The following is a 12,301-nucleotide window of genomic DNA, read 5'->3' on the forward strand; positions in this document are numbered from 1 at the left end:
AATGGCTATAACTTCCATCATCATAGGCGCATCCGCATACTTTTATGGATTAAAGTTTAGCTACTCAGATTTCAAGGACTACTGCAACACACTACTATCTATCTCAGGAATGATCTTCACAATTATGGGTATATGGATAGCATTCGTATATCCTATTGCGATCAAAAGACTGCAAGACCCTGACAAGATAAAAATTGCTGACTTCACAGCCACAATGCAGGAAACTCGCCGACTTGAAAGCATTGTCGGCAGCATAATGGAGTCAGGATCTGTAGCAATATCCATTACTTTAATTTATCTTGGAAAACTTTTAATAACGGGCTCTCCATTTTTTTTAGAATATCGCGAGGAGATAAAATCTGCGAGCATAGCGATTGTAATTTTTCTCACGCTTGTCCAGTGCTCTGCGGTGTTCAGCGTAATCTATGCCAACTACCTTTTTATCGATGACCTGCACACGCGGCGAGAAGTGCAAGAAAAAAACTCCGACATTCGTTAATGATAGCTTTATGCCAGCCTTGAGGCTGGAAGCCGCTGATCATAAGGGCTAGACGGGGATTCAAATCCCCCAGTTTCCTCAAGCAAAGCCCGTCTTGTGCGGGTTTTGTCGTTTCTGGGCTCGCCTTTCGCCACACTCCGCCTTTCGCACCATAGCCCGGCCCCTGGGTAAGCGCCCGGCAAACCCACCTTCCGAACTCTGGGAAATGGGGACAAATTTATTTCTCCATTTCCAGCCTTGCTCAAGCAGGTCATGCTGAAACAAACCCAACAATTTCCCTCATGCCTCAAAGAAATGTCGTACGTACTTCCTCATATTGACTGTAGGAAGTATGGTGTCGAGCATCCGCACTAAAGGCAAAATACTGGCCCTCCCGCCCTTGCCTGCTCGACACCACAGGACACCTCCGTGACCACACCCAGCCACACCTCTACCCAGCTCGTCGACACCACCCGACTCGCTCAAGCCCTAGAAAAATTCGCCAGCGACCGTAACTGGGCCCAGTTCCATTCCCCCAAGAATCTGGTCATGGCCCTGAGCGGCGAAGTCGGAGAACTGACCGAAATTTTCCAGTGGCTCACCGAAGACGCGTCCAAGGCCGCCGCCCGCACGCCCGAAACCGCCCAGGCAGTCGAAGAAGAGCTGGCTGACGTGCTCATGTACCTGGTACGCCTGGCCTCGGTGCTTGGCGTCGATCTGAACGCCGCGGCCCAACGCAAGCTGCAACTCAACGGCGAGAAGTACCCGGTCGAGAAGGCCCGAAACAGCGCAAAGAAATACGACCAACTCTGATTGCCCGGCTCCAGTAAGGAAGAAGGATCTTGATCGTTTACGAAGCGACCAAACAGCAGTTCCTGGCAGACAACGATAACGACGATATCGAGGACGTGATCCTCCGTAGTTTCGAGTCAGCCACCGGCCGGATCGTCGCAGCCGCAGAAATGAACGCCTGGAAGAACTCTCTCGGAGCCATGTCACGGGTGTTGCGCGACGGAGAAATCCCCAATGACATCGGCGTGGCCATTGAGCTGCACATCCCACAGACCTCCAAGCGTATCGACATCACCCTGACCGGCATGGATGCCAGCGGCAAGCAAAACGTGGTGCTGGTTGAGCTGAAACAATGGGCTGAAGCCAGTGCCACATCCAAGGACGCCATTGTCAAAACCCTCCTAGGCCGCAAGATCCGGGAAACCGTGCACCCGTCCTATCAGGCCTGGTCGTATGCCTCGCTACTGGAAGGGTTCAACGAAGCCGTGTATTCCGGCGGCATCCAAGTGCATGCCTGCGCCTATCTGCACAACTACATGCCAGATAACGTCATTGACGGGCCTCACTACCAGGCCTACATCAACAAGGCCCCGCTGTTCATGAAAGGCAAGGATGAACTGGCCCGTATGCGGGCGTTCATCAAGCAGTACATCGCCAAGGGCGATGAAAAGCGCGTGCTGCATGAACTGATGGCGAGCCCCATTCGCCCGTCGAAGGCTCTAGCCGACTCGCTGGTGAAACTGCTGAAAAAGCAGGCCGAGTTCGTTCTTATCGACGACCAGAAAGAAATCCATGAGAACTGCATGGCCGCTGCGACAGGCGCTTCGACGGAGCGCCCAAAAGTCGTGATCATCGAGGGCGGGCCGGGTACCGGTAAATCCGTGGTGGCACTCAACCTGCTGGTCAACCTCACCAGTCGCGGGCTGGTGGGCAAATACGTGTCGAAAAACTCCGCCCCTCGGCAGGTGTACGAAAGCAAGCTGACCGGCGCCCTGCCCCGTAGCCATTTTTCGCAGTTGTTTACCGGCTCCGGCTCGTTCATGGAGTCATCCACCAGCGCATTCGATTTCCTGGTGGTGGACGAAGCCCATCGCCTGACCGAGAAAAGCGATCTCTACGGCCAGAAAGGCGATAACCAGATCAAGGAACTGATCAATGCCGCGAACTGCACGATCTTCTTTATCGACGAAGACCAACGCGTCACGCTGAAAGATATCGGCAATCGCGAAGCAATCCGCGCTTTTGCCAAGGCACGCGGTGCCGAGGTCGAGGAATACGTTCTCACCTCGCAATTCCGTTGCAGCGGCTCGGATGGCTATCTGGCTTGGCTCGACAATGCACTCCAAGTGCGGGAAACAGCAAACCGGCATCTCGACACCGAGGAATACGAGTTCAAGGTATTCGATACACCGCAAGCCATGCATGCCGCGATCCAGAGCAAGAACGGCAACAACAAGGCTCGTGTTGTCGCCGGCTACTGCTGGCCCTGGAACAGCAAGAAGCGGGCAAGCGACGACGATATCGTCATTGGTGAGCACTACCGCCGCCAGTGGAATCTGGAGGAAGACGAGAAGCGCTGGATCATTGCGCAGAACTCTGTCGAACAGGTGGGTTGCATCCACACCTGTCAGGGCCTGGAGGTGGACTACATCGGCGTGATCATCGGCCCGGACCTGATCATTCGGGGAGGCAATGTGGTGACGGTGCCGGAGCAGCGAGACAAGAACGATCGCTCGGTCTTCGGCTACAAAAAGCTCATGAAAGCCGAGCCGGAAAAGATGCGGCAGCTACTCGACCTGATCATCAAGAACACCTACAGGACTCTGATGACCCGCGGGATGAAGGGTTGTTACCTGTACTGCACAGATGAAGAAACGGCCCAATACTTCCGCGAACGGCTGCTCGTACGCAAGCCGGATACCTCCGCTCGTTCCAAAGCACTCTCGGCCTAGTGCAATGGCTCTCATTTGGGCCCATCGGGGCCCAATGAATCCCCTTTCAATTAACATAGAAATGTCGTACGCACTTCCTCATCATGTATGTAGGAAGTAAGGTGTCGAGCATCCGAAATAAAGGCGAAATAGTGGCCATCACAGCTTCGCCTGCTCAACACCACAGGAATCTTCGTGACCATTGCTGCCAGCTCCCAGCTCCCAGAAACCATCCGCCTAGCCCTTGAGCAATTAACCAGCAGCCTGGGCTGGCTTCAATTTCGTGCGCCTGACGCATTGGCGCTGAGTCATGAATTCGGCATTGGGTGGTGACAATGGCGGCTCTTGCGACCCTCAAGATCGAAGACTTCTGCTCGAACGCAGCCAATCCGGAGTTCATCAAAAAACTGTGCAAGGACTTCGCCTTGACGTTTCCCGATTCGAAACTATCGGAATCCGAAATCCGCTCCTGGAGGAACTCCCTACCTGAACTTGCCAAGTTGCTCCAGCAACAGCAACCGCCACTCCGGGGGCATATCCTGATCGAGTATCCGATGCCGATTGGCTCTGAACGTGCCGATTGCATCCTGGTAGGCGAGAGCGAAGCGGGTCCGGAAATCATCGTCATCGAGTTGAAGCAATGGACACAAGGTTCCGTCACATTGCACGGCAAACACGGCGTCACCTGGCTGGAGGTTGCCGCCACCGATCCTTACACAAGCAAACACCCCTGTGAGCAAGTGAATATCTACCGATCGGCGCTGGAGCATGCGCTCAACTTCGGAGACTTCAAGCCCATCATCAACACACTGGTTTTTCTTCATAACTACCAGGAAAAACCAAAAGAGGAAGTGTTGCGTGCCAATGAGTTCAGCTCACATGTCAACAGTTCCTTGCTCCGCTCTCTAAACCATGGAGAACTGGATGCCGCACTGCTGCTATCCCGACTTAAGCGTCCGACACAGGCACTTGCCCACCTGACCTCGCCACAGAGAAAGTACTCGGACGCCTTTATCCTGAACTTCAGCGAAAAACTCAATTGCAGTGACCTTTTCAAGGCGACTGGTCAGCAAACGCATGCGTTCAAAAGGATTGCGCCACTGGTGCAACAGGCACAGACGAATACTTGCGTAATCATCCACGGATTGGTCGGCACCGGAAAAACCGTTCTCGCCATGAAGCTTGTGCAGCACCTCATGAAGCTGGGCAAGAATCCTAAGTACTACGTCAAGTCAGCCGCTATCGGCCAGTGCATAAAAGGCTTGGACTTCGCGGTAAATGGCAAGGCGGTCACTCCTTATCTGGTCGTTGATGAAGCCCATCGCCTGACAAAAGCAACAGCCGCAGGCTTGATGGACAACAAGCACCTCATTGTCTTTTTCATCGATGATTCTCAATGGATCAGTCCAGAGGAGAACTGCCGCAGCGATGATATCCAGCAAATGGCCCATGCACGTGGCTACCACGTGATAACCCATGTACTGGACGAGCAGTTGAGATGTCGTGGCGCCAACAGCTATGTGGATTGGGTCTACGATCTGGTATTCGGAGCAGCAACCCAGGCGTATTCATCAGTACCGGAATTCTCAGTGCAGGTGGCTGAATCCCCCCAAGCCATGGAGGACCACCTGAGAGCGCAGGCCCGAGGCAATGCATCAGGCCGAATCGTGGCGGGTTACTGCTGGCACTGGCAGACGGAGCGCACGCCCGGGGTAGGCACAGACATCCATATTGGGCCATGGCAGGCTCGCTGGAACCAGAAAATGGCATTCAAGGAGTGGAATCAACTCGTCGGATACCATGAGGAAGTCGGTGCCATTTATACGGTACAAGGATTTGAGTATGACTATGTAGGGGTCATTCTTGGACCGGACATCGTCCTGAGAAATGGTCGAATCGAAATTGAGCCCAGCTGCAACGCGGACAAGAGACTGAGTAATATGCGAACAGATCCTGCCGTACGCAAACAAGTCATTCGAAACATCTATTACGTACTTCTAACTAGGGCTCGTCGAGGAGTTGTGCTGTACGCGGTCGATCCGGCACTGCAACAGTTTATGCTCACAAACATCACAGCGAAAGTTAGAGGTCACTGACATCCTCTCTTTGACAGTTGCAACGAAGAAGCCGCCCTACTGAGGCGGCTTCATGCTTGTGTTGATCAATCAAACATCCAGCGACGGCGGCGATCCTTCAAGCAAAGCATCCACCACAGCCTTCGCCACCTCCACTGAATGCAGCATTCCCCAGAACAACGTCCGTTCCACCGGGTTCTCATGCAAGCTGATCTCATCACCGTTCAGCTCAGCAACCTCCAGCAATTTCGACACATAGCTCAACGCATCATGAGCCGTAACACCGGATTGAATAGCAAAAATCGTGGTACAGAGCGGATCACTGTGATCGACGGTTTTAGAGAGGGTCAACGCGAGGCTATCAAGCAATCTGGCCGCATCAGGTCTCTTCGATTCCAGAGGTTCATTGGAAACAGAAGGTGGATCAGGAGTGATTTTTTTCACCATGGTGGATCTCCAAAATCATTAAGGGGATCACCACACTGGCTGCGAAACCAAGGGTGGCGAACTGTACGCAGGTTCGCAGACCGGTGATCTTGGAAACCGGCAGGCATAAGCCTCCTGCGCACAGCCCGCCATAACGCTGGCAAAGAAAAGCCGCTTACGCGGCACTGTGCGCCAAGACACTACACGGGCTGCGAAACCCATATCGCTGAATTTGCAGCGACATCGAGAATGTAGGCACGGTCATTGGCGCACACAATATTCTCCCACGCCTAAATCACGTAGGAAAAGTAAGTTCATTTTGAAAGCTATTTCTACTCATTACGAGACGCCATCGAGCCATAGGTGAGAAGGGAAAACCTCTCACCTACCCGCTCGAAAACGCCGACATCAGTCGGGGTAAAAATCGGAGACAGCCCTCACCCCACCTTCTCCCCCACCAACCTCTCCAAACTCATCTCCCGCATCCGAAACTTCTGCACCTTCCCCGTCACCGTCATCGGAAACGCCTCCACGAACAGGAAATGCCGCGGCACCTTGAAGTGCGCGATCTTCCCCTTGCAGAACGCCTTCAACTCTTCATCACCCGCACTATGTCCCGGATGACACTTCACCCACGCCACAATCTCCTCGCCATAGCGTTCATCCGGTATCCCGATCACCTGCACATCCGCCACCGCCGGGTGCCTGAACAGAAACTCCTCGATCTCCCGCGGGTACACGTTCTCGCCCCCGCGAATGATCATGTCCTTGTTGCGCCCGACGATGCTCACGTACCCCGCCTCATCCATCACCGCTAGGTCGCCGGTGTGCATCCAGCGCGCGCCGTCGATGGACTGGGCGGTGGCCTCGGCGTCGTTCCAGTAGCCGAGCATCACGCTGTAGCCGCGGGTGCACAGTTCGCCGATCTGCCCGCGCGGCACGATGCGCCCGGCTTCGTCGATGATCTTGCTCTCCAGGTGCGGCTGGGTGCGGCCGACGCTGGCGACGCGGCGCTCCAGGTCGTCATCGGCTGCGGTCTGGGTCGACACCGGGCTGGTTTCGGTCATGCCGTAGGCAATCTGCACTTCGACCATGTGCATTTCGCCGATCACCCGTTTCATCACTTCGATCGGGCAGGTGGCGCCGGCCATGATGCCGCTGCGCAGGCTGGACAGGTCGAATTCGGCCCGGCGCGGGTGGTCCAGTTCGGCGATGAACATGGTCGGTACACCGTACAGCACGGTGGCGCGTTCCTCGGCCACCGCCTGCAGGGCGGTCAGCGGGTCGAAGGCGTCGCCCGGGTAGATCAGGGTGCTGCCGTGGGTCAGGCCGCCGAGGTTGCCCATGACCATGCCGAAGCAGTGGTACAGCGGCACCGGGATGACCAGGCGATCCTGCTCGGTCAGGCCCAGGCTTTCGCCGACCAGGTAGCCGTTGTTGAGGATGTTGTAGTGGCTGAGGGTCGCGCCCTTGGGGAAGCCGGTGGTGCCGGAGGTGTACTGGATGTTGATCGGTTCATCGAACTGCAATTGCGCGCTGCAGGCGCGCAGGTCTTCGGCGGCGACACACTCGGCGCGCTCCTGCAGCGCCGCCCAGCCGAGCATGCCGGCGGCCGGGCTGTGGCCCAGGCTGATCACGCCGCGCAGTTCCGGGAGCAGGCGGCTGTGCAAGGCGCCCAGGGCGCTGCCGGCCAGTTCCGGCAGCAGTTCGCCGAGCATGGCGTGGTAGTCGCTGGTCTTGAAGGCGTCGGCGCAGATCAGCCAGCGGCAGCCGGAGTGCTTGAGCGCGTATTCCAGTTCGCTGACGCGGTAGGCCGGGTTGATGTTGACCAGGATCACGCCGACCTTGGCGCTGGCGAACTGGGCGATGCACCACTCGGCGCAGTTCGGCGCCCAGATGCCGAGGCGCTCGCCCGGTTGCATGCCGATCGCCAGCAGCGCGCGGGCGCAGCGGTCGACCTGTTCGGCCAGTTGCGCCCAGCTGTAGCGCACCTGCTGGTGGCGCACCACCAATGCCTCGCGCTCGGCAAAGCGCGCCACGGTCTGGTCGAATGCGGCGCCAATGGTCATGGCCAGTAGCGGCTTGTCCTGTCGGCCGCGGGTGTAGCTGGGTGAAGTCATGGTGTCCCCTCGATCTTGTACTTGTGTGCCGTCCTGGCGGGGAGGCCTTGCCTGAGGATGCCAAGCAGTGAAGTACAAAACCGCGGAGGACGCGAAATCCCACAGCGAAATCCAGCGGACAGCCGGAGCAAGAAAGATTACCCAACGGTAGTGGGGACAGTCACCGAAACGTTACGCAATAGTGGCATAATGCGACCCGCCCACGGGCTCTCCGGAACACATCGGTCAAACATCCATGAAGCACAATCCAGCACAGTCGGGTTTCACCCTGGTGGAACTGATGGTCAGCGTCGTCGTGGTCGCCATCCTGGCCGCCATCGCCGTTCCGGCCTACAGCAGCTACGTCAACAAGAGCACGATCAAGGCCGCCCAGGCCGACCTGGTTGCCCTGAGCCTGAACCTGGAAAACAGCTACCAGAAACAGCTGGTGTATCCGACCTCCACCGCCAGCGGTGTCACCCAGATCCAGTGCGCGCTGATCGGTAACCCGTCGCCCTGCACCAGCCCGTCGTCGGGCTGGCAGCCGAGCCAGTCGGGCAAGTTCAACTACTCGATCAGTTCCACCTCGACCACCTACACCGTGACCGCGACCGGCAACGGCGGCGCACTCAACGGTTGCACCATCACCCTGGACCAGAGCAACAGCCGCAGCATCAGCTCGTGCAGTTCGTACAACGGTAGCTGGCTGTAATGCGCTGCCGCGGCTTCACCCTGGTCGAACTGATGATCACCGTCGCCCTGCTCGGCCTTATCCTGATGGTGGGCGTACCACTCACCCAGTCCTGGACCAACAGCAGCTACCAGCGCGATGCCGCCGGCCTGCTCAAGCAGGGCATCAGCCGCGCCAAGGCGACCGCGCTGCGCAACCAGGGCGCCGTGCAGGACAGCGCACCCGCCGCCGTGCTGTGCCGCTCCGGGCAGAATCTCAAGCTGTTCCGGCTCAACGCCGGGCAATCGATCGATTGCAACGCCACCAGCCAACCGGTCTGGAGCAGCACGATCCCGGCCGCGGCGGGAATCAAGGTCGCCGGGGTCGACATGGCCTGCGTCGCCTTCAGCAACCGCGGCCTGGCGGTCAGCGGCAACAGCTGCAGCACCGGTACGCTGCAGGTCACGGCGGGCAGCGAGAGTTCGGTCGATGTCCCGCTCATTTAAGCTGCGCCGGCTCCAGCGCGGCGATGTCCTGCTCGAATCGCTGATCGGCATCCTGTTGATGGCGACCATCGGCCTGGGCATCACCTATGCCTCATCACGGGCGGCCATCAGCCAGCGCGACATGAAGCTGCAGAACATCGTGGTCAACCAGATGCGCAGCCTGCTGGAACAGAACGGCGCGCTGCTGTGCTCGAGCAAGGCCTCGCTGCTGGTGGTGTCCATTCCCAGCCAGACCGACACCGTGCCGATCACCGCGACCTGCACCAACGCACCGAGCGTCACCGTCGGCACCAGCACGATCACCGGCGGCACGCCGCAAAGCTCGGTGGTGCTCACCACCCGCGCCCAGGACAGCAGCCTGTTCGGTGGCATCATCCGGGTCGGAGACGAGTCTTGAACCGCGCGCAGCGTGGCTTCACGCTGATCAGCCTGCTGATCGGCACGACCATTTCCCTGATCAGCATCCTGGCCATGCTCGCGCTGTACAAGAACGTGGTCTACAACGCCCTGGCTTCATCACAGAGTTCGCGCCAGGACGGCCAGGTGGCCTCGGCGCTGATCACCGCCCAGCGCGAACTGATGAATGCCGGCTTCTGGAGCGGCAGCGCCACGGCGCGGGCCACCTCCGACATCGACAACAACTTCATCCTGCTGTCCGGCGCCCTGCTGAGCAACGGCACCCTGAGCGGGACCGCCACCGCCCAGACCAGCTTCCCGACCCTGACCAGCACGGCGCCGAACGGCATCAGCGGCAATGCAATCATCTGGTCCTACCAGACCAGTGCCACCGCCACCGCCAGTTGCGCCGGGTTGCTGATCAGCAACGGCGCGCTGCTCAGCCTGAAGGCCGCGGCGAGTTGCACCCAGGCGTCGACGCAGTGGAGCAGCACCACCTGGACCAGTACCCCGCTGATCGAAAGCGGTCAGGGCACCGCCTCGCTGTCGGTCGGTTTCGCCACCTGCTGGCCCTATGGCCGAACCACCGACACCACCAATAGCGCCTATCGGCTGCAGGTCAGCCTGAGTGCCAACAACAGCACGCTCGATCCCAACAGCACCGATCCCCAGCCCGCCTACGTCAAAAGCAAGGCGACGGCCTGTCTGATCAATTTCGAAAAACCCACTTCCTGACCGAGCGCCCGATGCCTGCACCCGCGTTTTTCCGATCGACGCGCGCTTCCCAGCGCGGCATGGCCGCCACCCTGATGATCCTGTTCGTCGGCATGGCTCTGAGCGTCACCGCGCTGAGCATGATGTACGGCATCGGCGGTGCCCAACAGCAGCAGATGGCGGCCCATGCCACGTCGCCGGCGGAGTCTCGGGTGTGGAGCGGCGTGGAATGGGTGCGCCTGTACCTGCAGGGCCAACTGACCCAGGACAGTACCCTGGCCAACGTTACCGTCGGCAACCTGCCGATCAGCGCCACCGGGCTCAGTGCGCAGATCGTCTCCAAGGTCGCCAGCGGCAGCAGCACCCTGGTCACGGCCACCATCACCGCCACCAACAACCTGGCCACCAATACTCTCCAGGTGGTGTATGTGCTGACCCCGGCCAGCAGCACGCCTGCAACGCCGGCCGGTGGCAGCCTGCCGCCGGCGCTGCAGTTCAACGGCAACTTCAACTACACCGGCGGCAGCCTGTCGATCACCAACGGCACGACTTTGGCGAACATCGTCGTCAACGGCGTACTGAGCATCTCCAACGGCGCCAAGGCCTATGTCTCCGGTTGCGCCAAGGGCGGCATCAACCTCAGTGGCGGCGGCATCGCGGACAACGCGACGCTCAACACCGAGGGCACCTTCTCCATGAGTTCCAGCAGCGCGCCGGTCAACCTGACGGTGGGTGCCAAGTCGATCAATATCACCCAGTCCGGCGGCAGCTACGTGGCGATCCAGGCCGGCGCGTTCCGCGCCAACGTGCTGTCGGGCGGCTCGACCATCGGCACCGCGCTGGTCGGCGGTACCCGCAACAGCGACAACTCGATCACTGCCGCCAGCAGCGGCACCGCGCTGATCACCCTGAGTTCCGGGGCGGTCTACACCCTGGACCTGAGCAAGGCCACGCAGTCGGCCGGGGCCATCAGCACCAGCAACGCGCAACTGATCTCCGGCACCGGCACCCTGCCCGCCAGCATCTCGCTGACCTACAACGCGGTCTATGGTGGCGACGTCAATTTCCTCACCGGCACCGTCAGCACGTTCTGGGGCAACACCCTGGCGCTGACCGGCTACAGCGCCACCTACAACACGCTCAAGGCCAACAGCGACGTGTCGATCCTCACCGCCAACGTCGGCAAGTTCCAGGGCGGCGGCAACCTCAGCGTGACGCAATGGAACACGCCGACCTTCAGCACCGCCAGCCAGATCGCCGGACAGATCCTCAACCAGAACGGCACGCCCTACACCGGCAACACCATCGCCAACCTGACCGCGAACGTCGCCGGCGCCTCGCCCGGCCTGCCCGGCGTGCCGTACTGCAACATCACCGCCACGCCGGTGGATGTCACGCCGCTGAAAAGCCAGGCCAACTACGTGTTCTCGTTCTCCGGGAACACGCCGATGCTGACCATCCAGAACGTCAAGACCGCGGCCGGCACCACGGTTTCCGCCGGGCCCTACAACCTGGCGACCACCGACCTGCGCACCCTGCTGGGCAACAACTTCATGATCTGCAACTACGGCAACAGCACCTGCGGCAACGGTGCCACGCCGGGCAACGGCTGGAACCTGACCGGCATCACCGCGTTCCCGCCGGGCGTGCTGTGGTTCGACGGCAACGTCACCTTCAACGGCGTGCAGAGCATGAGCCGCCTGACCAACACCGTGCTGACCACCGGTGACGTGACCCTGACCAGCAGCGGCATGGTGCCGCTGTACTCGCCGAACTTCTCCGGCTATTCGAACCTGTGCACCGGCTCGTTCTACCCGACCAACCTGTGCAACAAGAGTGCCTCGCCACCGGGCCTGGCCACCTGGACCGACTCCTCCAACGTCACCCACAGCGGCCTGCCCATCGGCAACATCGCGATCGAGGCCAACGGCGGGCTGTCCACCAGTGGCTGGACGCTCTACGGCAACGTGATTCTCGGTGGCCTGGTCAGCACCTCGGGCGCCACCACCAACATCAAGGGCTCGCTTACCACCGGCAACAACAGCCCCAGCCCGACCACCATTTCCCAGGGCGGTATCGCCATCGACGTCTCCTCGGTGACCAGCGACCAGACCATCACCAACCCGTCGACGCCGAGCACGGGCAGCGGCGGCACCTCGACCCAGGCGACGACTCGGGTGCGGTGGGTGCGGGCGTACTGAAAAACCCCGAGCG

Annotated in this window: 11 protein-coding genes; 9 read left to right on the forward strand and 2 right to left on the reverse strand. The window is 59.5% G+C overall.

Translation table 11 applies throughout. The features are described 5' to 3' along the window. The first annotated feature begins 1 nt into the window (after position 1). The 4 genes from PF66_RS09090 (at position 2) to PF66_RS09105 (ending at position 5,297) form a co-directional block, all read left to right on the forward strand. Positions 2-499, forward strand: a complete 498-nt coding sequence (locus tag PF66_RS09090) for a hypothetical protein (RefSeq protein ID WP_054062503.1) — start codon at positions 2-4, stop codon at positions 497-499. Positions 500-907: 408 nt separating this feature from the next. Next, complete coding sequence (locus PF66_RS09095) at positions 908-1,291, forward strand: nucleotide pyrophosphohydrolase (RefSeq protein ID WP_054062504.1); 384 nt, start codon at positions 908-910, stop codon at positions 1,289-1,291. Between the two features lie 29 nt (positions 1,292-1,320). Further along, complete coding sequence (locus PF66_RS09100) at positions 1,321-3,222, forward strand: DUF2075 domain-containing protein (RefSeq protein WP_054062505.1); 1,902 nt, start codon at positions 1,321-1,323, stop codon at positions 3,220-3,222. A gap of 314 nt (positions 3,223-3,536) precedes the next feature. Beyond that, positions 3,537-5,297 (forward strand): DNA/RNA helicase domain-containing protein, encoded by a 1,761-nt coding sequence (locus PF66_RS09105; protein ID WP_054062506.1) that lies wholly within the window; start codon positions 3,537-3,539, stop codon positions 5,295-5,297. Positions 5,298-5,366: 69 nt separating this feature from the next. On the opposite strand, the gene PF66_RS09110 is transcribed toward PF66_RS09105, so the two are convergent. Both PF66_RS09110 and PF66_RS09115 read right to left on the reverse strand, forming a co-directional pair. Beyond that, positions 5,367-5,723, reverse strand: a complete 357-nt coding sequence (locus PF66_RS09110; protein WP_054062507.1) for a hypothetical protein — start codon at positions 5,721-5,723, stop codon at positions 5,367-5,369. A gap of 416 nt (positions 5,724-6,139) precedes the next feature. Further along, positions 6,140-7,822: an AMP-binding protein gene (locus tag PF66_RS09115; protein ID WP_054062508.1), complete on the reverse strand. Its 1,683-nt coding sequence runs from the start codon at positions 7,820-7,822 to the stop codon at positions 6,140-6,142. Between the two features lie 235 nt (positions 7,823-8,057). Here PF66_RS09115 and PF66_RS09120 point away from each other — a divergent pair, with 235 nt between their 5' ends. Genes PF66_RS09120 through PF66_RS09140 form a run of 5 tightly spaced genes read left to right on the forward strand, consistent with a single transcriptional unit; the run spans position 8,058 to position 12,288 of the window. Beyond that, positions 8,058-8,513: a type IV pilin protein gene (locus tag PF66_RS09120; protein ID WP_054062509.1), complete on the forward strand. Its 456-nt coding sequence runs from the start codon at positions 8,058-8,060 to the stop codon at positions 8,511-8,513. After that, positions 8,513-8,977, forward strand: a complete 465-nt coding sequence (locus PF66_RS09125) for a pilus assembly FimT family protein (protein WP_054059339.1) — start codon at positions 8,513-8,515, stop codon at positions 8,975-8,977. The genes PF66_RS09120 and PF66_RS09125 overlap by 1 nt, the downstream gene beginning before the upstream one ends. Next, on the forward strand, positions 8,961-9,374 hold the full coding sequence (locus tag PF66_RS09130; RefSeq protein WP_054062510.1) for a hypothetical protein: 414 nt from the start codon (positions 8,961-8,963) through the stop codon (positions 9,372-9,374). The genes PF66_RS09125 and PF66_RS09130 overlap by 17 nt, the downstream gene beginning before the upstream one ends. Beyond that, positions 9,371-10,108 (forward strand): PilW family protein, encoded by a 738-nt coding sequence (locus tag PF66_RS09135; RefSeq protein WP_054062511.1) that lies wholly within the window; start codon positions 9,371-9,373, stop codon positions 10,106-10,108. The genes PF66_RS09130 and PF66_RS09135 overlap by 4 nt, the downstream gene beginning before the upstream one ends. A gap of 11 nt (positions 10,109-10,119) precedes the next feature. Further along, entirely contained in the window at positions 10,120-12,288 is a 2,169-nt protein-coding gene (locus tag PF66_RS09140; protein WP_054062512.1) for a beta strand repeat-containing protein, read from the forward strand. The last annotated feature ends 13 nt before the right edge of the window (positions 12,289-12,301 follow it).

This window comes from Pseudomonas asplenii (assembly GCF_001293465.1).
GTDB lineage: Bacteria > Pseudomonadota > Gammaproteobacteria > Pseudomonadales > Pseudomonadaceae > Aquipseudomonas > Aquipseudomonas fuscovaginae_B.

Bases quoted from the DNA above. Each gene is read 5' to 3' on its own strand.
- PF66_RS09140 (WP_054062512.1), top strand. From the start codon at position 10,120: ATGCCTGCACCCGCGTTTTTCCGATCGACGCGCGCTTCCCAGCGCGGC.
- PF66_RS09120 (WP_054062509.1), top strand. From the start codon at position 8,058: ATGAAGCACAATCCAGCACAGTCGGGTTTCACCCTGGTGGAACTGATG.
- PF66_RS09090 (WP_054062503.1), top strand. From the start codon at position 2: ATGGCTATAACTTCCATCATCATAGGCGCATCCGCATACTTTTATGGA.
- PF66_RS09105 (WP_054062506.1), top strand. From the start codon at position 3,537: ATGGCGGCTCTTGCGACCCTCAAGATCGAAGACTTCTGCTCGAACGCA.
- PF66_RS09115 (WP_054062508.1), bottom strand. From the start codon at position 7,822: ATGACTTCACCCAGCTACACCCGCGGCCGACAGGACAAGCCGCTACTG.
- PF66_RS09130 (WP_054062510.1), top strand. From the start codon at position 8,961: ATGTCCCGCTCATTTAAGCTGCGCCGGCTCCAGCGCGGCGATGTCCTG.
- PF66_RS09110 (WP_054062507.1), bottom strand. From the start codon at position 5,723: ATGGTGAAAAAAATCACTCCTGATCCACCTTCTGTTTCCAATGAACCT.
- PF66_RS09125 (WP_054059339.1), top strand. From the start codon at position 8,513: ATGCGCTGCCGCGGCTTCACCCTGGTCGAACTGATGATCACCGTCGCC.